This window comes from Serratia sp. AKBS12 (assembly GCF_024793895.1).
Lineage (GTDB): Bacteria > Pseudomonadota > Gammaproteobacteria > Enterobacterales > Enterobacteriaceae > Serratia_F.
In genome coordinates, this window is the sequence record NZ_JANUSB010000015.1 from 1809840 (window position 1) to 1836664 (window position 26825).

At 55.7% G+C, this 26825-nt stretch carries 23 protein-coding genes; 9 read left to right on the forward strand and 14 right to left on the reverse strand.

Features of this window, described 5'->3' with window-relative positions; translation table 11 throughout:
- The first annotated feature begins 173 nt into the window (after positions 1–173).
- Entirely contained in the window at positions 174–971 is a 798-nt protein-coding gene (locus tag NYE85_RS18410) for a DNA/RNA non-specific endonuclease (RefSeq protein ID WP_259006143.1), read from the forward strand.
- Positions 972–1015: 44 nt separating this feature from the next.
- On the opposite strand, the gene rhaM is transcribed toward NYE85_RS18410, so the two are convergent.
- The 4 genes from rhaM to rhaB all read right to left on the reverse strand — a co-directional run bounded on the left by rhaM (position 1016) and on the right by rhaB (position 4956).
- On the reverse strand, positions 1016–1330 hold the full coding sequence (gene rhaM / locus NYE85_RS18415) for an L-rhamnose mutarotase (RefSeq protein WP_259006144.1): 315 nt from the start codon (positions 1328–1330) through the stop codon (positions 1016–1018).
- A 64-nt stretch (positions 1331–1394) separates the two neighbouring features.
- A complete protein-coding gene (gene rhaD, locus NYE85_RS18420; RefSeq protein WP_259006145.1) occupies positions 1395–2222 on the reverse strand; it encodes a rhamnulose-1-phosphate aldolase in 828 nt (275 codons plus the stop codon).
- 11 nt (positions 2223–2233) lie between these two features.
- Positions 2234–3490 (reverse strand): L-rhamnose isomerase, encoded by a 1257-nt coding sequence (locus NYE85_RS18425; RefSeq protein ID WP_259006146.1) that lies wholly within the window; start codon positions 3488–3490, stop codon positions 2234–2236.
- Complete coding sequence (rhaB, locus tag NYE85_RS18430; RefSeq protein WP_259006147.1) at positions 3487–4956, reverse strand: rhamnulokinase; 1470 nt, start codon at positions 4954–4956, stop codon at positions 3487–3489. Before rhaB ends, NYE85_RS18425 begins: the two co-directional genes overlap by 4 nt.
- A gap of 221 nt (positions 4957–5177) precedes the next feature.
- Between rhaB and NYE85_RS18435 the strand changes: the two genes are divergently transcribed.
- Positions 5178–5345, forward strand: a complete 168-nt coding sequence (locus NYE85_RS18435) for a hypothetical protein (protein WP_259006148.1) — start codon at positions 5178–5180, stop codon at positions 5343–5345.
- Between the two features lie 22 nt (positions 5346–5367).
- Here NYE85_RS18435 and cbl read toward each other — a convergent pair whose 3' ends face one another.
- The 3 genes from cbl to chaB all read right to left on the reverse strand — a co-directional run bounded on the left by cbl (position 5368) and on the right by chaB (position 7872).
- Positions 5368–6321 (reverse strand): HTH-type transcriptional regulator Cbl, encoded by a 954-nt coding sequence (gene cbl, locus NYE85_RS18440; RefSeq protein ID WP_259006149.1) that lies wholly within the window; start codon positions 6319–6321, stop codon positions 5368–5370.
- Positions 6322–6653: 332 nt separating this feature from the next.
- Complete coding sequence (locus NYE85_RS18445) at positions 6654–7349, reverse strand: gamma-glutamylcyclotransferase (protein ID WP_259006150.1); 696 nt, start codon at positions 7347–7349, stop codon at positions 6654–6656.
- 295 nt (positions 7350–7644) lie between these two features.
- Positions 7645–7872, reverse strand: coding sequence for a putative cation transport regulator ChaB (gene chaB / locus NYE85_RS18450; RefSeq protein ID WP_259006151.1), 228 nt, complete (start codon positions 7870–7872; stop codon positions 7645–7647).
- A 128-nt stretch (positions 7873–8000) separates the two neighbouring features.
- Between chaB and NYE85_RS18455 the strand changes: the two genes are divergently transcribed.
- Together NYE85_RS18455 and chaA are read left to right on the forward strand one after the other, a co-directional pair.
- A complete protein-coding gene (locus tag NYE85_RS18455; protein ID WP_259006152.1) occupies positions 8001–8819 on the forward strand; it encodes a siderophore-interacting protein in 819 nt (272 codons plus the stop codon).
- A gap of 311 nt (positions 8820–9130) precedes the next feature.
- Positions 9131–10231, forward strand: a complete 1101-nt coding sequence (gene chaA, locus NYE85_RS18460) for a sodium-potassium/proton antiporter ChaA (RefSeq protein WP_259006153.1) — start codon at positions 9131–9133, stop codon at positions 10229–10231.
- A gap of 43 nt (positions 10232–10274) precedes the next feature.
- Here chaA and lpxO read toward each other — a convergent pair whose 3' ends face one another.
- From lpxO to pqqU, 3 genes are all read right to left on the reverse strand, one after another.
- Positions 10275–11177, reverse strand: a complete 903-nt coding sequence (gene lpxO, locus NYE85_RS18465) for a lipid A hydroxylase LpxO (protein ID WP_259006154.1) — start codon at positions 11175–11177, stop codon at positions 10275–10277.
- Between the two features lie 197 nt (positions 11178–11374).
- Complete coding sequence (phoH, locus tag NYE85_RS18470) at positions 11375–12163, reverse strand: phosphate starvation-inducible protein PhoH (protein WP_259006155.1); 789 nt, start codon at positions 12161–12163, stop codon at positions 11375–11377.
- Positions 12164–12811: 648 nt separating this feature from the next.
- Entirely contained in the window at positions 12812–14956 is a 2145-nt protein-coding gene (gene pqqU / locus NYE85_RS18475; RefSeq protein WP_259006156.1) for a TonB-dependent receptor PqqU, read from the reverse strand.
- Between the two features lie 324 nt (positions 14957–15280).
- On the opposite strand from pqqU, the gene rhaS reads away from it, so the two are divergent.
- Together rhaS and rhaR are read left to right on the forward strand one after the other, a co-directional pair.
- Positions 15281–16102 (forward strand): HTH-type transcriptional activator RhaS, encoded by an 822-nt coding sequence (rhaS, locus tag NYE85_RS18480; protein ID WP_259006157.1) that lies wholly within the window; start codon positions 15281–15283, stop codon positions 16100–16102.
- A gap of 84 nt (positions 16103–16186) precedes the next feature.
- Positions 16187–17044: an HTH-type transcriptional activator RhaR gene (gene rhaR / locus NYE85_RS18485; RefSeq protein WP_259006373.1), complete on the forward strand. Its 858-nt coding sequence runs from the start codon at positions 16187–16189 to the stop codon at positions 17042–17044.
- A 20-nt stretch (positions 17045–17064) separates the two neighbouring features.
- On the opposite strand, the gene rhaT is transcribed toward rhaR, so the two are convergent.
- The 3 genes from rhaT to NYE85_RS18500 all read right to left on the reverse strand — a co-directional run bounded on the left by rhaT (position 17065) and on the right by NYE85_RS18500 (position 21072).
- A complete protein-coding gene (gene rhaT, locus NYE85_RS18490) occupies positions 17065–18099 on the reverse strand; it encodes an L-rhamnose/proton symporter RhaT (RefSeq protein ID WP_259006158.1) in 1035 nt (344 codons plus the stop codon).
- Positions 18100–18322: 223 nt separating this feature from the next.
- Complete coding sequence (locus tag NYE85_RS18495) at positions 18323–19462, reverse strand: glycoside hydrolase family 105 protein (RefSeq protein ID WP_259006159.1); 1140 nt, start codon at positions 19460–19462, stop codon at positions 18323–18325.
- Between the two features lie 23 nt (positions 19463–19485).
- Positions 19486–21072 (reverse strand): MFS transporter, encoded by a 1587-nt coding sequence (locus NYE85_RS18500; RefSeq protein ID WP_259006160.1) that lies wholly within the window; start codon positions 21070–21072, stop codon positions 19486–19488.
- Between the two features lie 545 nt (positions 21073–21617).
- On the opposite strand from NYE85_RS18500, the gene NYE85_RS18505 reads away from it, so the two are divergent.
- Together NYE85_RS18505 and NYE85_RS18510 are read left to right on the forward strand one after the other, a co-directional pair.
- Entirely contained in the window at positions 21618–23810 is a 2193-nt protein-coding gene (locus NYE85_RS18505; protein ID WP_259006161.1) for a DUF4401 domain-containing protein, read from the forward strand.
- Entirely contained in the window at positions 23797–24339 is a 543-nt protein-coding gene (locus NYE85_RS18510) for a GDYXXLXY domain-containing protein (protein ID WP_259006162.1), read from the forward strand. Before NYE85_RS18505 ends, NYE85_RS18510 begins: the two co-directional genes overlap by 14 nt.
- Before the next feature lie 70 nt (positions 24340–24409).
- On the opposite strand, the gene gspS is transcribed toward NYE85_RS18510, so the two are convergent.
- The gene (gspS, locus tag NYE85_RS18515) at positions 24410–24793 is read right to left on the reverse strand and encodes a type II secretion system pilot lipoprotein GspS (protein ID WP_259006374.1); all 384 of its coding nucleotides are present in this window, start codon (positions 24791–24793) and stop codon (positions 24410–24412) included.
- 405 nt (positions 24794–25198) lie between these two features.
- On the opposite strand from gspS, the gene NYE85_RS18520 reads away from it, so the two are divergent.
- Positions 25199–26680 carry a lytic polysaccharide monooxygenase gene (locus tag NYE85_RS18520; protein ID WP_259006163.1) on the forward strand — a complete coding sequence of 494 codons (1482 nt, stop codon included), beginning with the start codon at positions 25199–25201 and terminating at the stop codon, positions 26678–26680.
- Positions 26681–26825 lie beyond the last annotated feature (145 nt).

Here is a 26825-nt window from a genome sequence, read left to right on the forward strand (position 1 = left end):
ATTCTCACCGCCCCGTTTGGGGCGGTTTTGTTTTAGATATTTTATTTATCTATGTATCAACTCTGACACATTCAAGAAACTAGGGTACTGCATTGTTGTATCCGCATGGCTGCGATAAGTTCAAACAACTGTATATGAGTACAGTATTTTGCTAACTTATTAAGGATATCACCATGCGCTTGTCCCAAATTATTGCCCTCTCCACATTGCTGCTGGCAGCCCAGGCCGGCGCCGCCACGCTGGAATCCATCGACAACTGCGCGGTTGGTTGCCCGACCGGCGGCAGCTCCAACCTGTCAATTGTTCGCCATGCCTATACGCTGAATAACAACGGCGACACCAAGTTTGCCAATTGGGTCGCCTACCACATCACCAAAGATACGCTGGCCAGCGGCAAATCCCGCACCTGGCGCACCGATCCGGCGCTGGATCCGGCACAGACGCTGGCACCAGCCGACTACACCGGCGCCAACGCCGCGCTGCAGGTGGACCGGGGACACCAGGCACCTCTGGCCTCACTGGCCAACGTCTCGGACTGGGAGGCGCTGAATTATCTGTCCAACATTACGCCGCAAAAATCCGATCTTAACCAGGGTTCATGGGCCGCGCTGGAAGATCAGGAACGCAAGCTGATCGCTCGCGCCGACATCAGCTCGGTCTACACCGTGACCGGGCCGCTGTACGAACGTGATATGGGCAAACTGCCGGGAACCACCAAAAGCCACACCATCCCCAGCGGTTACTGGAAAGTGATTTTCATCAATAACAGCCCGGCGGTGAATCATTACGCCGCGTTTATCTTCGACCAAAATACGCCACGCGGCGCTGACTTCTGCCAGTTCCGCGTGACGGTTGACGAGGTAGAAAAACGCACTGGCCTGATCCTATGGGCCGGCCTGCCTGACGACGTGCAAGCCACGCTGAAACAAAAGCCAGGCGTACTGCCCGAACTGATGGGTTGCCAGCGCTGAGCACGGTTCAGCGCCAGCAGGGGCGACAACCGCGCCCCTGCTGATTACTTCAGATAAAACACCTCGCGTAGCGAGGTGGTCACCGGGCTGGAATCGGCATTGCTGGGCATCACCTCGCTCATATATCGCCACCAGCGCTGACAGACCTCGGTCTGCGCCACCGCATCCCACTGTGCCTGCGATTCTATTTCCACCACGCCAAACAGCAAATGCCGCGTTTCGTCGAGAAAAATCGAATAATGGTGCGCGCCATGGGCCTTCAACACCTGCGCCAACTCCGGCCAGATCGGATCGTGCCGCCGCTGGTATTCGGCATGCGCCTCGGGGTTTACCTGCATGACAAAAGCCTGGCGTATCATTGTCCACTTCCTCCATCTTGACGCCGACCAAACGGCGGCACCGCGATCTGAGCGCGCGCCGGCATTATTGCACTTCCAGCGCGGCGCTCATCGGTGTAACGCCAAAACGCGCGGCCAGCGCGATAAACTGCTCGGTGGAGATGGTTTGCCGCTTACCGCCCATCGCAATCACTTTCACCATGATTTCGGCAGATTTCTCGGCAGTGTCGATCAGACCAAACGCCTCGTCCAGCGTCGGGCCGGTGGCGAAAATGCCATGGAACGGCCACAATACCAGGCTGTGATGGTGCATCTGTTCGGCGGTTTTCACGCCAATGCCGTCGGTGCCCGGCACCATCCACGGCACAATGCCGATACCGTCCGGGAACACCACCAGGCATTCGGTGCTCCCCTCCCACAGCAAGCGGGTGAAGCTGGCGCTTTCCAGTTTTTCGACAAAGCTGAGCGCGATAAGATTGGTGGCATGGCAATGCATAATCACCCGATCCTGACCGCCGCTGAGCTGCATGCGTACAATGTGCGACTGAAAATGCGACGCCAGTTCAGAAGTCGGCAGACCGCCCTGCGACAGTCCCCAGTGAATATGATAGGCCGTGCCGTTATGGTTGACCTGCAGCAGCACCAGGCTTTCCTCCGGCGCCAACGGCACATTGCGGAAGAACTTGCCGGAGCCGGTAACCAGGAACCAGCAATTGGCCAGTTCAGTCGCCGGCTGGCTGAGCTCTTCACAGCGCGGTTCAGCGACGAAATCGGCTCGGTACGGCGCCACGTCGTCATCGGTCAAACGCAGGCTGATATTGCCGCCGTTGCGTTCATCCCAACCTTTCAGCCACATGTCGCCGGTGGCCTTAATCATGCCCTGGACGAACCAGGAAGAAATTATGCGTTGCATTGCGCTAGTCCTTAACGTTGGCTGAGAATCTGTTGTTCATAATTACGTACCGCGTCAAGCCAGCGGGCATCGGCCGGCACATCGTGTCGCTGGCAATAGGTTTCCCACACTGCCTGCCACGGCAGCGACTTTTGCTCTTCCAGCAAAGCCAGGCGCGCGGTGTAATCCCCCTGCTGTTCACGCTGCCGCAGCATTTCGGTCGGCTCCAGCAGGGCGCGCAGCAGCGCTTTCTTCATATTGCGGGTGCCAATCACCCAGGCGGCGATACGGTTGATCGAGGCATCAAAGAAATCCAGCCCGATATGCACCCGGTCAGCCAACTGATGACGCACGATCTCGCTGGCGATGGCCTGCGTTTCATCATCCAGCAGCACCACGTGATCGCTGTCCCAGCGTACCGGGCGGCTGACGTGCAGCAGCAGTCGCGGTACGTACAGCATGGCGCTGGAGATCTTGTCGGAAATCACTTCGGTGGGATGGAAATGCCCCGCATCCAGGCACAGCGCGGTCTGGCGACTGGCGGCGTAACCAAGATAAAATTCATTGGAACCGACGGTGTAACTTTCTGAGCCAATGCCAAACAGCTTGCTTTCCACTGCGTCAATGTGGTGCGCCGGGTCGAGCTTTTCCGCCAGCACCTCATCCAGCGCGCTAACCAGACGCTGACGTGGTGCCAGACGATCGACCGGCGTATCTTTCATGCCGTCCGGGATCCAGATATTCATCACCGATGCGCTGCCTAACTGCTCACCAAAATAGGCGGAAACCCTGCGGCTGGCCTGACAGTGTTCAATCCAGAATCGACGAACCTGCGGATCGGCGCTGGACAGCGTAAAACCGTCGGCGCTCAGCGGATGCGAGAAACAGGACGGATTGAAGTCCAGTCCCAGATCGTGCTGTTTGGCCCAGTCAACCCAGTGCTTAAAATGGCGCGGCTCAATTTCATTGCGCGCAACCGGGGTATCCGACTCCAGATAAATGGCATGCAGATTTAACCGGTTCGGGCCGGGGATCAGCGCCAGCGCCTGCTCCAGATCGGCGCGCAGTTCCGCAGCGTTGCGTGCCTTACCAGGATAATTGCCGGTGGCCTGGATGCCGCCGGTTAACAACCCCTGCGGGTTTTCAAAACCGGCGACATCATCGCCCTGCCAGCAGTGTATCGATACCGGCAGCCGGTCCAGCGTTTGCAGGGCGGCGTCAACATCCACGCCAATGTCGGCAAAACGTCGTTTGGCCAGTTCCCAGGCCTGTTCAATCGGGCTCGTCATACGCAAAATTCCTTAGAGGATTGGCTCAGCGACTGAAATTGCGGCCAGTGGGCGGCAAAATCCGGGTTGTCGTGAGGAGTGAAATGTTGCAACGGAAAGTTGGCGACTACTACCTGGCGGAAGTGCTCGATATCATCCACTGCCCCCAGAGCCATCAGTTGTGCACCAACATTGCCGAGGGTGGAGGCTTCAATCGGGCCTGCGCTGACCGCCAAACCGGTAGCATCGGCACAAAGCTGGTTAAGCAACGCGTTCTGGCTACCGCCGCCGACGATATGCAGACGGCTTAACGGTCGCCCATGCAGATCGGCCAACTGCTGTGCCACCTGGCGATAAAGCATCGCCAGGCTATCGAAAATGCAGCGCACCAGCTGTGCCGGCGTTTCCGGCACCGGCATGCCCCGTTCACGACAGCTGTCCTGAATGGTTTGCCGCATGCTGACCGGGTTGATAAAGCGCGGATCGTTGGGGTTGACCAACCAGCGGCACGCCGGTTGTTGCGCCGCCTGCGCGATAAGCGTCGGCAAATCATCCAGCGCCAGTTCGCGGGTGATGCGTTGCAGTAACCAGAGCCCCATGATGTTTTTCAGCACCCGGTAGCCGGTCGCTCCGCCTTCATTGGTAATATTCGCCGCCAACGCCGCGTCATTCACCAGCGCCAATGGGCTTTCAATGCCCATCAATGACCAGGTGCCAGAGCTCAAATAAGCCGCATCGACATCCTGCAACGGGGTGGCCAGTACCGCACTGGCAGTATCATGGGTAGCGACGGCGATCACCGGCACCTGGCGACCGCTCGGGCTACACCAGTCACCGACACGATTGCCTGGCGGCGTCGGCTTGCCAAACCACTCGACGGGCACGCCGGCCCAAGCCAGCAGTTCGGTATCCCAGCCATCGCTGGTGATATTCAGCAGTTGCGTGGTGCTGGCGTTGGTATATTCCCAATTAAGCTGACCGGTCAGACGATAGTGCAGATAATCGGGGATCAGCAGCAGGTGCGCGACGCGCTCGACCAGCTCGGGTTGTTGCTGGCTCAGCGCTCGCAACTGGTACAAGGTATTGAACGGCAGATACTGAATGCCGGTGCGGCGGTAGATTTCATCAGCGCCGAATTCACGCTGCGCCTGCGCCATCACCCCCTGGGTGCGGGCATCTCGGTACGAAACCGCCTGACCGACGCGTTCGCCGTGTGCATCCAGCAACACAAAATCAACGCCCCAGGTGTCGATGCCAATGCCGTCGAGCCGGATATTCTCCCCATCCAGATCGCACAGCGCCTGGCAGATATGCTGTTCCAGAGCCTCCAGGTCCCAACACTGCTGGCCGTTACGCTGTTGCAGGCCATTGCTGAAACGGCTGACCTCCCGCAGCGTCAGACGCTGCGATGCCGAATGATAACTTGCCAGCATGACGCGCCCGCTGGAGGCGCCAAGATCGATGGCGGCAATATGATGAATGGTCATGACACAAGCCCGTCGTTACAAGATGCAGGCAGTGTAGAAAGTTGGCGCTGCGGCAGCCTTCTCATCACTGCCAGCGCGCCCTGCCGACTGGCAAAATGCCAAAGATGAATGTGAAACGGATCACGCTTTGCTGGATGGGTTAACGCGCAGGGCGATAACGTTCCCCGTCGGCGACAGGGAACGGTATGGGGGGACGCTCAGCGGCTGGTCGACGAGCGTCCGTGAGCGATCGTCACCGCGTGGTCGCCTATATGGTCGATGACGTTGACATCGTGGTTGACCAGCACCCTATCGCCGGCAATTTACAGGGTGGGATCGATCGCTGCCAAAGGGAAAGCACGAACATGAACATGAGTAATGGATTATGCGGTGAACAGCGGCAGGCTTGACCAGGCATTCCCGCCACCGCCGTCAGATTTGATAATCGATAACCGGATCCAGTTGTGCAGCAAAAACCTGCTCCTTGATTTCCGTCAGGGTTAATGTCGGGTTGCACAGCTGGATAAATCGCCAGGTATAGTTACGCTGTAACTGACTGCGCTTCAGCCCCAGCCATACGGTGTTCGGCTCGAACAGGTGCTCGGCATTCAGGCTGACCAATCCGACATCGCGCGCTTTTTCGTACGACATGTCGGCCAGAATGCCCACTCCCAAACCCAGTTCGACATAGGTTTTGATCACGTCGGAATCCTGGGCGCTGAGCGCAATGTCCGGCGTGAAACCGGCGGCCTTGAACGCGGCATCCAGTCGCGAGCGACCGGTAATGCCCTGGCGATAGGTAATCAGCGGTAGCGTGCTGAGCATTTCCAGCGTGACTTTGGGTTCACGGATCAAGGGATGGTCTTGCGGCACCAGTATAGTATGGTGCCAACGGTAATAGGGGAATGCCGCCAGCGATTCATCATTGATCAACCGCTCGCTGGCGATGCCGATATCGGCCTCCCCCGACGCCAGCATCGACACGATCTCTTCCGGGCTGCCCTGATTCAGCACTACCCGGACGCGCGGATATAACGCGCGAAATTCCTTAATTACGCCAGGCAAGCTGTAACGCGCCTGCGTATGGGTAGTTGCGATATGCAATTGTCCAGCATCGTTACTGCTGAACACATCCGCCAGCCGGCGAATATTATTGGCGTCATTAAGAATGCGCTCGGCCATCACCAGTAATTCTTTGCCCGGCTCGGTCATCCCCAACAGGCGTTTGCCGCGACGTATGAATATCTCAATGCCCAATTCCTCTTCCAGCTCGCGAATATGTCGACTGACCCCCGACTGCGAGGTAAATAACGTGTTGGCCACCTCGGTAAGATTGTAATTGCGACGTGCCGACTCGCGAATAATTTTTAATTGTTGAAAGTTCATCTGCTCCCCCATTGTCCCGAACGTTTTACTATTGATACGGAGACAGCGGGTCACTCACAAATAAGAAATTGCCGTTAGTTATGCTTTTTGATGCTAAGCGTTTTTTTAAGCGACACCAACCGGGCATTGCAGGATAGTATTGGCTAAAAGATGGGGAAATTAGGCAGATAAATACCCACCATTAAAACATGGTTAAGTGGCCTGACGCTAATCGGTTATTAAATAGAGAAAAGAGGTATAACGTCTGGCAGGCAGAAACGATAAAGGCGCAATAATTTGCGCCTGTGGGGAGACTAAATAAGGATGGTAACCTGAGCGACAGCCGGCCCGCGTCAGGCCGATGCGCTTTCACCGCAAGAACCTGTGGCATTTTGCTGTAACCATTCACGCACAGTATTCACCAGCTCGCCGATACGCTCATCTTGCATGCCGTGGTTCTTCAATTCGTTGTCGAGCGCAAACAGATATTGCGCGTTAGACCCCAGCGGGCCACTGGCGCAGGCGATCAGCGGCGCAATGACCTGATGATTGGTGTCTTCCTCAAACAGCGGATGCTGCGGATCCATGACAAATGCCAGCGCGGTAACGAGCTGCCCATTATCCAGCGTCAATTCGCACCAGGTAGGCAAATAGCAACCGGTGAGCATTTCACGCTTCCATAATAATTCCAGCTCTTCACGCAGTTTGTCTTCCGGCAGACGAAATGCCAGGCCGGTGGTCTGCCCGCCCTCTTGCAGCGCCAGCATTCGCCCGGGCTGCAGTTGCGTTCCGCGCCCGGCGGTTAATCGCAGGCAAAAGGCACGATGCCAGCCTTGCAGCGTGGCCGGCCGCACCTCTTCGGATTCGAACACCGGGTTCCACATCAACGAACCATAGCCGAAAATCCATACCGGACTGTTATCCGGCCGCCGCGCCAGCGCACACTCCAGTGAAGCCAAACGCTGTTCCGACGTCAGTAACAACGACTCCTCTATCGTGCCGAAGGCAGTTTTGCAATCTGCATTGCGCAGAAAATCTCGCGTTAACACCTGCTGCAACCTCCCGAGCGGCGGATTAAGCCGCCCTTTACGCCACTGAATCTTTGAAAATACCTTTTTCTGCCACGGAGTTTTATTAGTTCAATATTTAATCCACGGTAGAAAAGACATTATTCTTTTCTCTGAGAGTAAGCAAGTCTATCCCGCGTTTTATCCCGCAAAAGTATTTTCCCCTGGCGGCAATAATAGTAGTCATGCAAAAGTACGGCATAAAAATGCGTACCAGACCGGTTCATTGCAGGCGTAATAACAGATTATAGGCGGTACTCCCTGTGCCGCCTACACCTTATTTTTTGTGCCAATGGTCATCATCGCCTTTGCGATAACTTTGTTTGACCGCCGACCATGCGACCTTATGCGCCGTTTCCTCCCGTGAGTCATCGCCGCGTCGTTCATCTTTATCCTTATATTGCTCCCATGCGCTGTTAAACGCCTCTTTATAAATTTCCTGCGCATGGTCGGGTAATACATTCTTTACGTTGTCGGGTAGATCGCTGTTACTTTTGTAAGGCATAACTCTCCTCCGTCGCGGTTGTTAAATAGACAAGTTTAGCTGAACATGCCTACGCCCTCCATTGGCAAACGATTCTCATTATCAATCAACGTGATATACTGCGACATAAAGATGAACAGGAGAACACCGTGACCACTGAAGCCCCTCGCAACCGAGCCCCTTATCTGATCAGCGTCGCCGGCGTGCAAGACATCACGCCGCACCTGCGTCGCATCACTTTTCATGCAGAGGATTTACAGTTCTATCCGGCCAACGCCGCCGCTGCGCATATCAAGGTGTTCCTGCCACGCGAAGGGCAAACGCAGCCGGATTTACCACGTCTGACCCCCAACGGTCCGCAATGGGCTGACGATGCCGTCCGCCCGTTGGTACGCACCTATTCGGTACGCGCGGTACGCCCGGAACTGCGGGAAATAGACATCGAGTTTGCCCTGCACGCTCACCATGGCCCGGCGGTACAATTTGCTCGCGCCGCCAAGGCCGGTGATAAAATCGGCATCAGCAACCCCGGCGGGCCAAAGCCAATGCTGCCGGAGGCCGACTTTTACTGTCTGGCCGGCGACCCCTCCTCACTGCCGGCGATTGCCGCGCTGTTGGAAAACCTCGCGCCGCGCGCACAAGGCCATGCCTTTATCCGCGTAGACAGTACCGCTGATGTGATCGATCTGAAAAAACCGGCGGGTTTTGAGTTGAGCTGGATTATCGGCGGAACCGAAAAAACCGCCGAATTGATTACCCAGTTCTGCGCGCTGCCACTGCCGCAAAGCGCGACGCACTTCTGGCTGGCTGGCGAAGACCAACTGGTGGTCGAACTGCGCCGTTACCTGCGCCGGGAACGCCAGTGTGAGCGTAATCAGCTTTATGCTGTTCCTTACTGGCGTGAAGGGTTAAATGAAGAGGGATATCATGAAAAACGCCATGAAATAATGGATAACATTGATGACTAAGCAAGATAATCATCATTAATTACCAATGGCATGCAGAGTTTGTCGCATTTTTTTAGCGTATAGATAAAAAAAATGCCATAGGTTGCGTAAAAGTAAGTAAATAAAACCGCCTCAATGGCGGTTTTTTTGTTATTCTGAACGCATAAAGCCGCACAGGCCCAGCCAGTAAAATCAGAATTTCACAACACCACGACACGCAGCCCACCGGATGTGTTCTATTATGAAGTACTTTCTGGATACGCAACATCGCCGACTATGCAGGCGTTCGGTGCGGCCGGGAGCCTGCAGTTTAAGAAAGGAGATACACCAAAATGAAGTCGCAACACGACCCAGGCCGCTCAAAATCACGCCACAGTGAATATTCCCTATTGTTCCCGATTGCCGCACTGGTCGTTTTAAATCTGTGGAGCAGCACCAGCAATTTCCCCTTGATCGTCGCCATCAACGTTCTGGCGCTGATCGGTATCCTGAGCAGCGCGTTCAGCGTGGTACGCCATGCCGACGTGCTGGCCCACCGTCTGGGTGAACCGTACGGCTCGCTGATACTCAGCCTGTCGGTAGTCATCCTTGAAGTCAGCCTGATTTCCGCTCTGATGGCCACCGGCGATGCCGCACCGGCGCTGATGCGCGACACGCTGTACTCGATCATCATGATCGTAACCGCCGGCCTGGTGGGCGTTGCCCTGCTGCTGGGCGGCAGAAAGTTCGCGACCCAATACGTCAATCTGGGTGGTATCAAACAGTACCTGATGGCCATTTTCCCACTGGCGGTGATCGTGCTGGTACTGCCGAGCGCCTTGCCGGGTGGCAATTTCAGCATCGGTCAATCGCTGCTGGTAGCGATTATTTCGGCTGCCATGTACGGCGTTTTCCTGCTGATCCAAACCAAAACGCACCAGAGCCTGTTTGTTTATGAGCATGAAGACGACGATGGCGACCCGCACCACGGCAAACCCTCCTCGCACAGCAGCCTATGGCATGCCAGCTGGCTGATCGTACATCTGGTCGCGGTTATCGCAGTCACCAAATTCAACGCCGGACCGCTGGAAGGACTGCTGACCAAACTGAATGCGCCAACGCAGTTCACCGGTTTCCTGGTGGCGTTGCTTATCCTGTCCCCGGAAGGCCTCGGTGCCCTGCGCGCAGTGCTCAACAACCAGGTCCAACGCGCCATGAACCTGTTCTTTGGCTCAGTGCTGGCGACCATTTCCCTCACCGTGCCAGCGGTGACTATCATTGCCACCCTGACGGGCCAGACGCTGATTTTCGGCCTGCAACCGCCGCATATGGTGGTGATGCTGACGGTGCTGATCCTGTGCCAGATTTCGTTTTCGACCGGACGTACCAACGTTCTTAACGGTACTGCGCATCTGGCGCTGTTCGCCGCTTATATGATGACCATCTTCGCCTGACGCTCAGCCGACATGGTGTGGGCGCACGCCGTGCGCCCCGCTATTACAACGCGAAGAAAATCCCGGCAGCAATACCGCCAAACAGCAGCCATTTAATGATGTAGTACAGCGTTTTGTTCCATGCTTTAAGGCGCTTGCCAATCTTGCGAATGGCATAGATGTATTTAAATATCTTGTTGACGCCGCCGGTACGATCGCCCGGTTCGTTGGGGGCCGTGGCGGCGCTCATCAGGTTACGTCCAAGCCAATGGTTAACCCGCTGCGCCCAACGATAGCGCATTGGTCGCTCAATATCGCAAAACAGTATCAAACGGTTTTGGCCGCTTTTATTTTCCGCATAGTGCAAATAGGTTTCGTCGAACATCACCCCTTCACCATCGCGCCAGCTATATCGCTCACCATCGACTTCAATAAAACAGCGATCGTCGTTGGGCGTAATCAAACCCAGATGGTAACGCAACGAACCGGCATAGGGATCGCGGTGGCGCGGTAAACGACTGCCGTCCGGCAATTCGGCAAACATCGCCGCCTTCACTGACGGCAGGCCACGCAGCAATGCCGTGGTCTGCGGGCACAGCGTCATGGCCGACGGATGACTGTCTTCATACCATTTCAGATAAAAACGCTTCCAACCGGTTTTGAAAAACGAATTGAAACCCGCATCGTTATACTGGTCAGACGCCTTGATCTGCTGTACCGCCAATAGCTGCTGCCCCTCTGCGCGAATAGTCTGCCAATGCTCGTGCAGCACCGCCAATTCGGGAAACTGCTCCACGGACAGGTATGGCGTGGTCGGCACGCGAGAGAACAGATACATAAAAACGTTCAGCGGCGCCGTGAAGGTTGAATGATCGGCAAGCTGGCGCCAAAAACCATAGCGTACCCGTCCGCGATAATGAATATAAACAACGCATAAAATAAATAAAATCAGCAGGATATATTTCATTTTTGCATCAATAAAATTATAGCCAATATTCCGTATGCCGGTAGCGGCATCCGCCCTGCGATAATATTTAACGGAGAATAAACCTGATTTCTACACAAAAAACCACAAAAGATTACACAACGCCTCAACAACCCGGCGATAGCAGGCAGCGATAAAAAAGGCCGCCGCGGCGACCTTTTCATTAGGCGATAGGGAGGTTAACTGTAGGCATGAAGCGTACGTTGGCACAAAGCAGAACGCACGCAGTCTTGTTTATCAAAACGAATAATACCGACCATCTCATCCTCTTCGAAACGCTCCAGCGCATCGCTAAGCCCGGATTTCACCCCGCGCGGCAAATCACACTGGGTGACGTCGCCGTTGACGATCACCGTGACGTTTTCACCCAGACGGGTCAAAAACATCTTCATTTGGCTGGCGGTCACGTTCTGTGCTTCGTCCAGAATAACCACCGCATTTTCAAAGGTGCGTCCGCGCATATAGGCAAACGGTGCAATTTCCACTTTACCGATTTCCGGCCGCAGACAATATTGCATAAATGAAGAGCCTAAGCGGCGGAGCAGAATGTCGTATACCGGCCGGAAATACGGAGCGAATTTTTCAGAGATATCCCCCGGCAGGAAACCGAGATCTTCATCCGCCTGTAATACCGGACGCGTAACGATAATCCGATCGATTTCTTTGTGTATAAGGGCTTCTGCCGCCTTAGCGGCGCTGATGAAGGTTTTGCCACAGCCGGCTTCACCGGTGGCAAAAATCAACTGCTTATTTTCTATGGCTGATAAGTAATGACCCTGAGCTTCGGTTCGTGCCTCGATGGGGGAGCTATCGCGCTTGTCTCGCGCCATGCCGATAGACTCAACACCACCCATTTGTACCAGCGAGGTTACAGACTCTTCTTCAAGCTGGCGATGACTACGAGCGTCACGACGAATTACGCGTTTCGCTTCACGACGTGCTTTGATCACTGCTTTCTGTCTTCCCATAGTGGCACCTTACAGTTTGTTTCACCTACCGCATCGGCTACTGCCGCGCGATTAATGTTTCACACACGTATTAGGTTTTGGCCTCCTTCGAGCCAATATAAGCCAATGAATGAAGTGAACGCACGGCAACATTGCTGTGCCGAGTTTCACCGGACGGAGAGAGAATAAAATGTGCTGCGGACAAAACGGAGTAGTAACGAAAACGCTGAAGGAAAAGGTGACTAACTGCGAGAAATTGAGAGTCGGAGAGAGAACCCTCGTTACAACGAGAAATCAGGGGGGTGAGATTATTTTTTACCATTCGCCCAAACAAGGACTTTACCATTAGCGATCCCCGCAGTGTTATTTACAGCTTCAGCTGTGCACCGTGTAAAACTACCGCCAGATGATTACAGTATAATGACATTTAAACCTAGCGCGTTACTAAAATGTAAATATTTCTAATCTACATTGTTTCTCAGCGGCGTAATTGCACTATATCACGCGCATCAACGTTAACAACAAAATTTTATTTTTCAATTTTTTTCAATCAATTAGCTTTAAAAAGGCCAGATGACATTTTTATATATCGGCTAAATTATGTGCAACCAAAGGCGGGGTACCCCCGCCTGGCTTAATTGATCTCACCGGCAGCGCTGACAATGGCTGTTATTCAAAGCTATAGGCAACGCTGAGCCCTGCGCCCCAATTTCTACCCGGTGCCGGTTCGTAATAACGGCCATTGCCTTCATTAACGATAACCGAGCCGACATACTCGCGATCAAACAGGTTGTCCACCCGACCAAATAGGTTAAACATCCAGTTGCCCAGCGGATAGCGGTAGCCGGTATTCACGCCAACCGTGGTATACGACGGCGCCTGCTCGCTGTTTTGATCGTTGACCTGAATATCGCTCATGTAGCGCACTTCTGCCCCGGCGTACCAACCTTCCGGCGGTGCCCAGCCCAGCGACGCATAGCCCATGTTACGTGCAATGCCCGGCATACGATTGCCATCGGGGATGGTTTTATCGCCGGAACACTGCGCATCGCCACATATCGGATTGCGATAGCGCGCATCCAGCAGCGTCCAGGCCATTTTTAACTGCCAGGCGTCGCCAAACTGTTGGTCGAGCGCCAGTTCAAGCCCACGGCGCCGCGTCTGCCCGGCATTTTTATAGCTGCTGCGTCCGTTACTGCTTTCGGCCACGACTATCTCGTTTTTGGTGTCGGTCTGGAACAGCGCTGCGCTCAACAAGCCATTGCCAATGCGGGCTTTACTGCCAAGCTCTATCGAGTCGCTGGTTGCCGGTTTCAAGCCGAAATTCATCCCCGGCTCACCATCCGGGCGATAAGACAGTTCATTGATGGTTGGCGTTTCGAAGCCGCGACCGGCGGACACATAGGCATTCCAGCCATCCGTCAGCGTGTAACGCAGCGAGCCGGCCGGCAACCACTGGTGGTAGCGTGCGCTGCCGCTGTCATCGCCATTGCCGGCAGTAATGTAATGGTCATTGGAGTCAAAATTGACGCTGCTGAAACGCACGCCGGCGTCCAGCGTCAGGCGCGGCGTCAATTGCCATGAGGTTTGCAGATAGGGATCCAGATTCCACATCAGGTTGCGTTCATCACGCCGCAAATTCCCCTTGGTCCCCAATTCGGTTACCCCATTGACCATACTGAAGTTTTCATAGCCTTTGCGGTTTTCACTCATGGTTTCATAGTTCAAGCCGCCGGTCAGGCTATAAGGCACTGCGGAAATCTGACCACGATGCGTCCAGCGCGTATCGATACCCTGATAATGCCGTGCCAGTTCGATCACCCCGCCTGGGTGCTGGGGGCTGCGTTGCTGCACCGCCAGCGGAATCGATTGATATTGTGTGGTTTCGCGCTCGCCGGCATACATCATCACGCTGAGATCGTCATCGGCGCCGATCTGTCGCTGATAATGCAACCCGGCCTGCGTCTGCGACAGGGTTTTTCGCGTATTGTACTGTTCGGCACGCGGCGCCTGGCGTGGGTTTTCATGCCATTCGGCGGCGGTAAGACCACCGGGATCGTTGGCCTGGAGGTCGACGCTGTTGAACAGCAGCGTCAAGGTGCTGGCATCGTCGATGCGCACCCCCAGCTTGGCATTGCCGAGGTTTTTGCGAGCCCCGCTATGATCGCGATAGCCCTGGGTGGTGAAGCGGGTCCCGGAAACGGCGTAATTCACATCGCCGGCCTGGCTACCGTCACCGGTGGCGCCGGTAGCCTTGACACCATAACGCCAGGTGCCGTCGCTACCGGTGTACATGCCGCTTTCTACCCGGTTTGGCTGGCGGCCGGTTTGCGTTTCGACGTTCAGCATGCCGCCGGAAGCGTTGCCGTACAGCGCGGAAAACGGCCCGCGCAGCACTTCAACCTTGTCGACCGAGTTGAGATCGATGTTCGACGTTTGCCCCTGCCCATCAGGCATGGTGGCCGGGATACCGTCGACATAAATCCGCACGCCGCGTACGCCATAGGTGGAACGGGCGCCAAAACCGCGTATCGACAGTTGCAGATCCTGTGCGTAGTTCTGGCGATTTTGTATCTGCAGGCCCGGCACGCTACCCAGGCTTTCCGACAGGTTGATTTGCGGCCGGGCATCGCGCATCTGCTCGCCATTAACCACGCTGACCGCTGCCGGCGTACTCAGTTCGGACAGCCCGTCACGCTTGGCTGAAACCACCAGCGTGCTTTCCTGCTCTGACGAACTCTGTGCCGCGTGCCCTGTGGTCGTCAAGATAACCGGTAACACCAAGGCCGAAGCCACCACCATTTTTTTCTGCATGAGTTTATTCTACAGTCCCGATCACGTTGGAAATATTTTGTACCAGCTGGAACGAAGATGCGACAAGTTATTACTAATAACAATAGATTGGAACACTGGTCGCTGCATTTTTAGCTGTTTCCCCTGGTCGACAATCCGCTTCTGGCATTAAGCGGCTGTGACCTTGCACACATTTTTAAACATTCCTGTAACCTTCTTGAAAAAGCGACCGCCTAAGCGTCATTTCCGGTCAAAACTTTAAGGTTCTTGTGCGAGGCATCTCATACACTCGCTGGGTAACATCGTGCGGCAATTGTGCTGCACGTTTTTATTCAGGAGGGCAAGATGACGCTTTTGCACAGCCGTGATTTTTTCCCTTCCGGCTATCAGCCGGTGGCAATTGAACCGCGCGCACCCCAACCGGCGTTTCCAGAGCATCACCATGAATTTTATGAAATCGTCATCGTTGAGCAAGGCGCCGGCGTGCACGTTTTCAATGGGCACCCGTATACGCTCAACAGCGGCAGCGTGTGCTTTGTCCGCGATCATGATCGCCATCTGTTTGAGCATACCAACGGTTTATTCCTGACTAACGTGCTGTTCCGCGCGCCTGACGCCTTTCGATTTTTATCCGGCGTGGAACATTTCCTGCCGCGGGAATGCAATGGCGTCTACCCGGCGCACTGGCGCATCGGCCAACAGGTATTGCAACAGATCAAGCCATTGATCAACCGCCTGACGGTGCCCCCACAGCAAGAGTGCAACGAAGAGATCGCCCTGCATGAAAGCCTGTTCATGCAACTGTTGGTGCAATTGCGTCAAGGGTGCATGGCGGCACGCGGCGACGATCAGCAAGGGCGTCTGCACCGGTTGCTCGATTGGCTCCAGACACACTACGCCGAGCCGATTGACTGGAGTGAACTGGCGGAGCGCTTCGGTATTCCGTTACGCACCTTGCACCGCCAGCTCAAGAATCACACCAACATGACGCCCCAGCGCTACCTGACGCATTTACGCCTGTTGCAGGCGCGTCATCTGCTATGCCATAGCGACACCAGCGTCACCGATATTGCGTTTTGCTGCGGGTTTGGTGACAGCAATCATTTTTCCACCCTGTTCAAACGCGAATTTTCCTGCCCGCCCCGCACCTTGCGCGGTCAGCGGTGAAAATTAAAAAATACGTCGCTCATCAACCTATTGCCTGCGATTTCAAGTAATAATGTTCCCCCCCTTTCGATGGTGAGAACGCCGATCATGCGACCACTGCTGCTAGAAAGCCGTGATTATCTGATATCGCCGCAAATGCCGGTGGCGGTGGCGGAACGTTACCCGCAGCAAGGGTTCGCGCCGCACACCCATCAGTTCTATGAAGTGGTCATTGTCTGGCGCGGCAACGGCCTGCACGTGCTGAACGATCACCCCTATCGCATTACCTGCGGTGACATCTTTTACATTCAGGCCAGCGACTGCCACAGTTATGAATCGGTGAACGATCTGGTGCTGGATAATATTATCTATTGCCCGGAACGGCTGCGCTTCGGCGCACAGTGGGATCACCTGCTGCCACCGTTCGACCCGCAAAATGAACGCTACTGGCGGCTGACCACCCAGGGCATGAACCTGGCGCGGCCGATCGTCGCCCAGCTTTCGCAGGAGAGCCGCAAAACCGATACGCTGTCGATTCAGCTCACCGAAGCGCTGTTGCTGCAACTGGCCATCGTCCTGAAACGTTATCGCTATGCGGTCGACGACGCCCATCTGTTGCCGGATGGCGAGCAGCTGGATTTACTGATGGCGGCGCTGCAAAATGGCATTGAGGATCATTTCGACCTGGCGGCATTTTGCGCACGGCACCAGTTGGCCGAACGGGCTTTGAAGCTGCTGTTTCGCCAGCAAACCGGCATGACCATCAGCCACTATCTGCGTCAGCTACGGTTGTGTCAGGCCAAGCGCCTGCTACGACGCAGCGATTACCTGATCGGCGAAGTGGCCGCGCGCTGCGGTTTTGAAGACAGTAATTACTTTTCGGTGGTGTTCGCCCGCGAAGCCGGTATGACCCCAAGGGAATATCGCCAGCAGTTTATCGCCGCCGGCGTCTGCCCAAGGTAACTCGTCATGCTGCGCTCGCTTCAGTACGCCATACCCAACCCGACGATATTGGCGGCCAGAATGATGATCAATCCCCCCAGTACCAGCACTCGCAACGGTTTGCTGCCGGCGGCGCGCCACTCTTGCAGCAGCAGGCCGACAATACCGCCGCACAGCACATAGAAACTCATATGCAGCATCCAGCTCATATAGTCATATTGGGCTGGAATGCGCGCGTGTCCCCAGGCGTAAAAAAAGAATTGCAGATACCACATCAGGCCGCCCAGGGCCGAAAGTAGCAGATTGGCCAGCAGCAACGGTTTGGCCAGCGAGAAATCAGCCCGCAGCGACAGCTCCTTTTTGCACGCCAGGCGCACCAGGCAATAACCGAGGTTGATCACCGCCCCGCCGCCCATGATGACCACGTAGCTCGGCAGTGCCACATATAACGGGCTGATGCCGACCGCCGCCGCGGCGTGATGCATCGGCTTGGCGGCGTCCATGGCGAACGACATGCCGGCAGAGAAAATACCGCACATCACCGCCAGCACCAGGCCTTTCTTCAGGTTGAACTCTTCGGCGCGTATGCCTAGCGCCCGCTCTTTCAACAGACCGGCATAGCTGACCACGCTGACGCCAATTAACGCCACCAGCACCCCCAGCAATGTCAGCAGCCCTCCAGGGGTACCGAACAGCTGTATGAAACGCCCCTGCAACAGCGGCGTCATCAGGGTACCGACGATCAGCGTAATGCCAATGGCGATGCCAATGCCCATCGACATGCCGAGATAGCGCATCGTCAGACCGTAATTGACGTTGCCGATCCCCCACATGGCGCCAAACAGAAATACCGGCAACAGCGTCGCCGCGCTAAAGGAGCCGTAATAGTGCCAAAAATCCGGCAGCAGCCAATAGCTGATGCTCCACGGCAGGATCAGCCAGGACACCAGCCCGCCGATCGACCACATGGTTTCCCAGGACCAGCGTTTGACCTGTTTGAACGGCGCGTAAAAACATGCGGCGCTGGCCGCGCCAACCAGATGCCAGAGTATTCCCAACCAAATCGCGTTATTCATCCTGCGCTCCTCTTTCTTTTGTCGCGCGGCGCTGGTCGGAACGATAGGGCCGCAGATGAAACGCGAGTCTAGAAAGTCTGGGCAACGCTGACCTTCGGTTGAGTGCCGGGAGATAAATGACGCTGGCAAAATTCAGCAGATGCGGATGAGAACGATCACAGAATTGGAAGCGCTGGATAAACCCACGCGCGCCGGTCAGCGCACGCGGTTCTAGCAGTGGCGGTTACAGATAAACGCGCAGATATTCACTCAGGCACAGGATCGCCATCGCCTGGCCGTAAGGCATCGAGGTCAGCGGTACCTGGCGATAATAGGCCAGATCCTTGCCCATTGCGGTGCCGAACGACACCTGCAACAATTCCCCCTCACCATTGATCTGCTCAATGACGCCTTTTACCGCCTTGGCCGCTATCTCGGCATACTGCTCGCCAATGTAGCGTTTGCGCACCGCCTTCAGCATGCCGAACGCGAAGCCGGCGGTGGCCGAAGCTTCCAGATACGAATGCGGATCGTCCAGCAGCGTATGCCATAAGCCGCTGTCATGCTGACAGCTGGCCAGCGCCGCCACCTGATCCTGCAATACCTGCTGCAGGAAGCGACGCGTCGCGTCATGTTCCGGCAAATCCAGCAGTTCGAGGAACTCGGGGATGACGATGGTCAGCCAGCTGTTGCCGCGAGCCCAGCGCGCCTTGGCGAAGTTGTGTTTACCGTCGAAGGTCCAGCCATGGAACCACAGCCCGGTTTCACGCTCCATCAGATGCTGGGTGTGGATCAGAAACTGATATTTCGCCTCTTCGATATATGCCGGGCGGTTCAGCAAGCGGCCGATTTTGGCCAGCGGCAACACCGTCATCATCAGCGTGTCGTCCCACAGCTGTTGATGATTTTCCTCTGCCAGCGTCACATGCTGCATGCCGCCGCGCTCGGTGCGTGGCATTTCGTACATAGCCCATTCGGCCCAGCGCTCCAGATACGGTAACCAGCGCGAATCACCGGTTTCTTCGTAGCGGTAAGCCAAGGTCAGGAGCGGACAGACGGTATTGACATTTTTGGTCGGCGTCCCTTCGGCAAAGCGCGCGCTGAACCAGTCGTCAATAATGGCACGCATTTTATCGTCGCCGGTCTGTTGATAGTACTGGAGGATACCATACAGACCAACGCCGTGAGTCCACTCCCACCCGGCCCAGCCCTTGGTATCAATTACCCGGCCGTCATCCAGCCGCAGCAGGAATTCGCCATCCACATCGGTGATGTTCACCAGATTATCCACCAGACGACCGATCAGCGCATGCAACGTATCACGGCTGATGAAACGCTCCGGCTGACGCAATAACGGACTGTGTTTTACGGGATAGACCAACATAACGTAATCCTCAAAAATCATCATTACTTGTAGTGAGTCAAGCCGGTGATGCCACGCGCGGTGGGCCGTGGCGGCAGCGCTGCGGCAGCCGGCTTGTTGCGGTTGAGATAGCCGATGTTGTTGTTGCCCCACAGCGACTCGTAAGGCATCCCCGCCAGCGTCTCGATAATCTCTCGCGCCTGCGGGCGAATGTTTTCCGGTACCACGCCGCCGGCAAGACGCATTTTTACCGTTTCCTCGCGTAACACCCGGTGGGTGTCCAGATTCAGTGTGAAACGCAGGGAGATCAGGAAACCGATGCTCAATACCAGCACGGTACCAAAACACAGCACCATTAAAATGGTGTGGCTCACTTCCGGCCGCTGGACGCTACTGCCGGAAACAAAGCCGGAATATTGCAGCATGATACCAACCAGCATCACCGCCCCGGCCTGGGACGCCTTGCGCGACAGCGTCATGATGCCGGCAAAAATGCCCTCACGGCGCTGTCCGGTGATCGCTTCGTCAACGTCGGCGATGTAGGTATAAATATTCCACGGTACGTAGTTGATGCCGCCGCGCCCGAGACCGGCGAGCGCCGACACCAGCAGCAACAGCGAGAACACATCGTTGAGATTGGCATAGTACAACAGCGCATACGACAGGGCGCTCAGGCCGAACAGTATCACCACCATGCGGTAGCTGGGCGCCGGGCCAAAGCGAATGCACAGTGGGATCATGGCAATTACGGCAATAAACTGCATGATGGCCATGGTGCCCATCAGATTGGAGGCCACCGAAGCGCTTTGCATCAGCACAAACACCACGTAATAGGTAAACACCGCGTTGAACACGTCCTGGGCGATATAGCCGCCAAGATACATGCCGAGATGCTGACGAAAGATGCGAATGCGCAAAGTGGAGCTCAGTTCGATCCCCAGTCGACGCAGGCTCTGCCACAGCGTCAGTTTCTGCCGCTCGGCTTCCAGCGCCGCAGCGGACTTCTTCTCTGGCGGCCGCTCCCAGGTAAAACAGTAGACCAGCGTCAATACCAGCGCACAGATCGCTGAAAACACCAGGCCGGCATAGAAGAACGAGATCGGATTGTCTTTACCAAAGTAGCTCAGCAGCATACCCGGCAGAAACGCGGCCAGGATGGCGGAAAGCTGCGCCAACGCAATGCGCGCGCCGGAGAACTTGGTTTTCTGTTTGAAATCATCGGTCATTTCCGGCACCAGCGTTTCGTAAGGCACCAGAATCGAGGTATACACCACGTCAAAAAACAGGTAGGTCAGCAGATAATAGCCATAACTCATATCGCCAACCCACATCAGGCTATAACTGAATACCAGCGGTATGCCGAGCAGAATGAAGAATTTGCGGCGACCAAAGCGCCGACCGAGCCAGGTCGAGCCAAAATGGTCGGTCAGGTAACCCATCAACGGGCTGACCAGCGCATCCAGCACTCTAGCCATGGCGAAAATAAACGTTGCCTCTATCGGACTGAGCCCGCAAAAGGTGGTGTAAAAGTACAGCAGCCAGGCCGCAGTCAGCGCGGTGGTGCCCGCTCCCAGAAAATCCCCCGAGCCGTAGGCAAGATAATTTTTCAACCCTATCTGGCGAGTGTTCATTGCTGCCATCCTCATTGCCACATGACGGAAAACTTCCCGTGGTGCTACGGAGCCTGTTGGTAAAATAGGGAGATGATCGCAGCAAAACCTTGCCATTTTTGCCAGCACGCCGTACCGAGTGGCAGTGACGAAAAGATGGCAGCGATCAACTTCTCTATTTTTATAAAACACGGTTTTGATTATAATGAATCACAGTATCCATTTATGTGAGGATGGCGTGTTTTTGCGCTTACGCGATGAGCTATTTACTGGGAATTCAGCCCCCTGACGGATGGAAGCAGGCGCTTTCATAGGCGTCACCGTTTTTGTCCTGGAAGTGACAGCGGGTTCTGATAAAGAACGCTTAACCTGCTAGCGCTATTCGATCGTTGGCCACCAATACCGGCTAAAATGTGGCGTTTCTCGCATCAATAACGGCATCGTCACGGTCGCTACCGACAGCATAAGGATACGCCGCTACCGACGTTTTTAGCCCATGCCGTGTTACGATAAAAGGTATCACTGAGCTACTCCAGGCTTAACGTTATCTCGGCAAGGAAGTCTATATGGCCCCGTCGCATCATCATCGAGTCATGCCGACCATGGCTGCACAACAGCTGTGTCGTAACCTGCCGGCATTGCTGACAACCTCGCCGGCCAGCGCCCGGCTGTCTGCCGGCAACTATCAGCACATTCTTGCTTATTGTAACGTACGGCCCGATCTTGCCGGCTGGCGTAACTTTCTTACCCTGGCACTGACGGTATTGGGCTTGCTGGCGCTGGTGGCTGGCAGCGTGTTTTTCATCGCCGGCAACTGGCAGGCCATGTCGGTATTCGTCAGATTCGCGCTGGTTGAACTGCTGATCCTGGCGCTGGCGACGATAGTTTGGCAACGATGGTACGATGCCGTGGCGCGCACGGCGCTCCTGGCGTTGGGATTGAGCTTCGGTGGTTTATTCGCGCTGTACGGACAGGTTTATCAAACCGGTGCCGACGCTTGGCAACTGTTCTTCAGCTGGGCGTGCGTGCTGTTGCCGCTGGCGTTGATTGGTCGCCAGAATGGCCTGTGGCTCAGCACCTGGGCGGTAGCCAGTCTGGCATTCCAGCTGTACTACGCCAGTTGGACGGCGAATGTCGTGGACCCACTATGGTGGGCCAACGGCGACAGCGTGCTGCTCGGTTATCTGCTGGTGCAAACGCTATGCCTGATAGTACGTGAAGCGTTAGCGGCACGTGCGGCACCGTCCTCCTGGCTAGCGCGCCGATGGCCATCGTGGATGATGGCAGGATATGTATTGCTGATGCTGACGCTGCGATTGATTGAGGTGATTTCCGACTGGCGCTTCGTCGCCTCAGGCGCGGTGACGATGGCGCTGTGGGGGCTGCTACTGCTGGGAGGATATGCCTATTATCGCCAGCGCGCTGCCGATCTCTGCATGCTGACGCTGGGCGTAACCAGCATTATGCTGGTCGGCTGTGCGTTGATTTATCGCGTGGCAGGTCGTTCATGGGAGGTAGGGCCGCTCTTCGCGATGTGCGCATTGATGACGCTGTGGCTGCTGGCCTGCGGAGCGCTGTTGCTGCGTTGGCGGCGTACGCTGGCGCAATCCGCCATATCGGGCGTAACGCACCACCAGTGGCTCGAGCTATTGGCGCAGTTGCGTCAGCGGCAATGGCTGACCACGGCCCAGAGCGAACAGCTGATGCACTGCAATCCGCCAGGCGGGCTACCGTGGTACCTGCACATCGCGCTGGCCATCAGCGGCTGGCTAGCGGCAATGATCATATTATTACTATTGGCGCTGCTGCTTTACGTCAGTGGCTTGCTGGATTCGCTGGATGGCGGATCGCTGATGCTGTTTTCGCTGTTTATTGCCATTCCCGCCGCCGTGCTGTTACGCAAACCCGGTATCGGCATACGGCAGATCGGCCTGGCGTGGGCCATCGCCGCCAGCTGCGGTTTATCTGTCGGCATTTACTTGTTGGATGAAACACGCTGGCTGCCGGCCGATATCGGCCGCGCGCTGTGGTTGCTGCCGGTACTGGGCGGGATGGCGTGGCTAATGCCCGATCGCAGCTATCGGTTTATGGCCAGTGCCGCCTCAACGCTCATCCTGCTGTTGCCAACCGTCTACCTTGCCGAGCACCATTGGTCATCCAGCGCCAGCTCGGCGTTGCTACTGGCAATAAGCGCCACGGTCACGTTCGTCTGGCTGTCTTTGCTGCATCGACAACAACGATATCCGGCGGTTGCCGGCCACGACATGCTCGGCTCGCTGGGCTACGGCATACCGGCAGGGCTGGCGCTGTCGTGTCTTGCCAGCATTCACGCCGACATCTTCAACGGTATCTTCTGGCACAACGCCACCCCGACCAACCTGCCGCTGATGCTGGGCATCGGCATCGCCATCGGCCTGATCGCGGCGGCATGGTTATGGGCGCAGAAAACCGCTGCGCCAGCCACGCCGGTTCTGCTGCCGGCCGCCGTTATCTGTGGTTCAATCGCCGTTTTTGCGCCGGGCATCGGCTTTGGGCTGGCACTGCTTTTGCTGGCTCGTTATCAGGGACGCAGCGCGTCATTGGTCGCTGCCGCGGCCTTCCTGCTGTTATATCTGATCGACTGGTACTATTTTCTTGGCATTAGCTTGCTGCAAAAATCGCTGTTGCTGGTGGTCAGCGGGTTAATGTTGCTGGCGTTGCTGGCCGTAGTGAGGAAAACGCTGCCGCCGGCGTCAGGAGACCGTCATGTTCATGAATAAGCTGCTGAAATGGCTGTTTGCCGTGGTGGTGTTACTGAGCCTGGCCGGCGTTAATCATGCAATTTATCAACGACAGCAGACGCTAAAACAGGGCACGGTGGTGATCCTGGCGCTGGCGCCGGTAGACCCGCGCTCATTGATGCAGGGAGACTATATGGCGCTGGACTATGCGCTGGGTCGTCAGTTGCAACGCAGCATTGACCAGCGTCGTCAGGCCTGCCGCGGCAAGGCCAATTGCACGGCACCCGCCGCCAGCGGGCAAGTCGTGGTGATGCTCGACGCCCGGCATCACGCCATTGCCGCCACGTTTGATCGGCAGCAGCCGTTACAACCGGGACAGGTATTGATGAAGTATCGTCTTGCCGCCAACCGTCTGCACATTGGCACGCCGAGCTATTTCTTCGAGGAGGGTCAGGCCGAGCGTTTCGCAAAAGCGCGCTACGGTGAATTCAGAGTCGCTCGAGACGGCACTGCCCTGCTGACTCACCTACTTGATGAACAAGGCGTGCGCATAACCACCGCGCCTTGAACGGCGAGAAATGAAGCAGCACAAACGGCGTTTTGACCTCGAGCGCCGCTGCACGGCAGCGGCCGGTAAATCAGGCCGTTTTGCTGCTGCGAGCCGCATGTAAAAAGTCGATTAACAGCAAATTCAAGCGTGAGCATGGCCTGCTCTCTGCTGTATCTTCAGCAATCAGTTCGTCATAACGCGCCCGGCTCTGTTCGGCCAACAGCGCATAGGCCGGCGCCTGGGTATCCCATCCTCGCCGTTGAGCGCTGGCCAATGCGGTATTCAACAGCCGATCCTCATCGGGAATATTCTCGATTTTACATTGCTGTCGTAAATAATGGCTACCGGCTACCAGAGCAGAGAGCTGCTTTATTTGCTGATTGGCAACCAACGGGGAATATTTATTCGCGGGCTGCGCACACCCTGTCAGAAATAAAACTGGCAAAAGCCAGGAAATATAATGAGACAACATGACTTCCTTATGGTGACGTCCGTATGGTTTGGCAAGCCGGCAGATGCTACCCCATCTATGGCAAAATCCGGCTATCACCTGTTCTTATAAACGTGGAAAAGCTTCACTTCCAACGCCCGACGTTTATGGAAATTTATTACTCAAACTGAATCCTACTGACCACGTCGGCATGCCACCTGCAAAAATACTGCTTATCTCGCTGTTTTAAAAAAAGAAATAAATAACAAAAATTAACCGACAGGGTAACGGCAACAATAATAGGGATTCCGAATCTTAAGCGAGATGATTGTTTTACAGTGGGTACCGCAAAATCACTGAAGAGGAAATATATCCGGTAACAGCACGCATTCCACGCCTGAATTCACTCACAGGTTTAACATGGATTATTCATAGGGACCGTAAGTAATGAAATTAAATAACGTCACGCTAGCCCTGGTAGCTCTCTCCATCAGCGGCGGTGCACTGGCACATGGCTATGTGCAATCCCCTGAGTCACGTAATTTTATGTGCAGCAATAAAGGCCCCGCCAATACCAATAGTGACTGCGGTAACATTCGCTATGAGCCACAAAGTGCCGGCGAATTTGCCAAAGGCTTCCCAACCACCGGCGCTATTGATGGTCAGTTGATGAGCGCAGGCGCCGATCGCTTAAACACCCACATCAACCTGCAAACGGCCGACCGCTGGACCAAGAATCAAGTCAAGGCGGGCAAACAGACGTTCACCTGGGCCTTTACTGCCGCACACCCCGCAACCAAGTTCGAATATTACATTACCAAGCCGGGCTGGAACCCCAACCAGCCGCTGACCCGTGAGTCTTTGGATCTGGTTCCCTTCTGCGTCGCCGACGGCAGCGGCTACCAGCCCGTCCCCGCAACCGGTTTCCATTCCGATATCAATACCATCGTCAGACATCACTGTGTCCTGCCGGAGCGTACCGGTTATCATATTGTCTATGCCGTATGGGAAGTCGCGGATACCGCCAACGCCTTCCACAATGCCATCGATGTGATGTACGCAGGCGACAACGAAAATGCCGGCGATGAAACGCCAATCGACTCCGCATGGGCTATCGAGGTGGGGAGCATTCTGCCAACCCTCGATCTGGCCGCGGGTGACGGTGTCAAGCTGCGCGTTTTTACTGCGGCGGGTGAAAGCCCGAGCTTGAGCGGTAGCCAAATCACCATTAAGGACGATCGGTCCGGTAAAAAAGAGGTCTGGGCTCATGCGCTAGCCAGCAAGATCAATGCCGAACGCAACGACCTGCGTGCCGGTAGCAAAAGTGCGGAAGGTATTATCAATGCCATCTACGGTAAAAATACCCTTTACACCCAGGCGGCCAGCGGCATTGTACGGGTTGAAATCGAAATTCAGCAGGCCGACGATGAAACCGCAGCAACCGCCAGCTTCACAGCCAGCGGGTTGAAAGCCAGCTACCCCCTGGTGGCCGGCGCAACCACGGTCAACCTCGAGCTGGCAACTCAAGGCAAAATGGATCTGGTCGTCAAGATTTTTGACCAGAACAGCCTGGTCAAAGGCTATCACACGCTCACCCTGGAAGACCGCGCTGAAAGCATCGCCATCCCTATGAACAACCTGAAGGCCGGCCAATTCTCTCTGGTGGTCATTGGCACCGACGCCAAAGGAAAAACGCAGCAGCAGAGCTTCCAGTTCACCGTCAAAGGTGACGAAAAGCCGCCGGTACCGGGCGCGATCCCCGCCTGGGACCCAACGGCCACCTATGGCGATGCCTGTACCAAGGTCACCTATAAAGGCAAAATCTGGATCAACGGCTGGTGGACGCAAAACAACGCGCCGGATGCTGGCGGCGAGTGGGGCATATGGCGCGAGGAAGGCAGCAAGAACATGCACACCCAGTGCCTGTAACCTCCCCGACGCAACATAAACCGCGTGGCAGTTCCCCGCGGTTTTCTTGTTCATCGGGCTAAAGAGGGGCAATTACGGAGCGCCGCAAGCACTATCAGGGAGCAATTCTGGCTTGCCACAGGATAGCCGGTAGCAAAAAAGGAGA

Bases quoted from the DNA above. Each gene is read 5' to 3' on its own strand.
- chaA (WP_259006153.1), top strand. From the start codon at position 9,131: ATGAAGTCGCAACACGACCCAGGCCGCTCAAAATCACGCCACAGTGAA.
- NYE85_RS18500 (WP_259006160.1), bottom strand. From the start codon at position 21,072: ATGAACACTCGCCAGATAGGGTTGAAAAATTATCTTGCCTACGGCTCG.
- NYE85_RS18410 (WP_259006143.1), top strand. From the start codon at position 174: ATGCGCTTGTCCCAAATTATTGCCCTCTCCACATTGCTGCTGGCAGCC.
- cbl (WP_259006149.1), bottom strand. From the start codon at position 6,321: ATGAACTTTCAACAATTAAAAATTATTCGCGAGTCGGCACGTCGCAAT.
- NYE85_RS18505 (WP_259006161.1), top strand. From the start codon at position 21,618: ATGGCCCCGTCGCATCATCATCGAGTCATGCCGACCATGGCTGCACAA.
- NYE85_RS18495 (WP_259006159.1), bottom strand. From the start codon at position 19,462: ATGTTGGTCTATCCCGTAAAACACAGTCCGTTATTGCGTCAGCCGGAG.
- pqqU (WP_259006156.1), bottom strand. From the start codon at position 14,956: ATGCAGAAAAAAATGGTGGTGGCTTCGGCCTTGGTGTTACCGGTTATC.
- phoH (WP_259006155.1), bottom strand. From the start codon at position 12,163: ATGGGAAGACAGAAAGCAGTGATCAAAGCACGTCGTGAAGCGAAACGC.
- gspS (WP_259006374.1), bottom strand. From the start codon at position 24,793: ATGTTGTCTCATTATATTTCCTGGCTTTTGCCAGTTTTATTTCTGACA.
- rhaM (WP_259006144.1), bottom strand. From the start codon at position 1,330: ATGATACGCCAGGCTTTTGTCATGCAGGTAAACCCCGAGGCGCATGCC.
- lpxO (WP_259006154.1), bottom strand. From the start codon at position 11,177: ATGAAATATATCCTGCTGATTTTATTTATTTTATGCGTTGTTTATATT.
- NYE85_RS18510 (WP_259006162.1), top strand. From the start codon at position 23,797: ATGTTCATGAATAAGCTGCTGAAATGGCTGTTTGCCGTGGTGGTGTTA.
- NYE85_RS18520 (WP_259006163.1), top strand. From the start codon at position 25,199: ATGAAATTAAATAACGTCACGCTAGCCCTGGTAGCTCTCTCCATCAGC.
- NYE85_RS18425 (WP_259006146.1), bottom strand. From the start codon at position 3,490: ATGACGAGCCCGATTGAACAGGCCTGGGAACTGGCCAAACGACGTTTT.
- rhaB (WP_259006147.1), bottom strand. From the start codon at position 4,956: ATGACCATTCATCATATTGCCGCCATCGATCTTGGCGCCTCCAGCGGG.
- chaB (WP_259006151.1), bottom strand. From the start codon at position 7,872: ATGCCTTACAAAAGTAACAGCGATCTACCCGACAACGTAAAGAATGTA.
- rhaS (WP_259006157.1), top strand. From the start codon at position 15,281: ATGACGCTTTTGCACAGCCGTGATTTTTTCCCTTCCGGCTATCAGCCG.
- rhaD (WP_259006145.1), bottom strand. From the start codon at position 2,222: ATGCAACGCATAATTTCTTCCTGGTTCGTCCAGGGCATGATTAAGGCC.
- rhaT (WP_259006158.1), bottom strand. From the start codon at position 18,099: ATGAATAACGCGATTTGGTTGGGAATACTCTGGCATCTGGTTGGCGCG.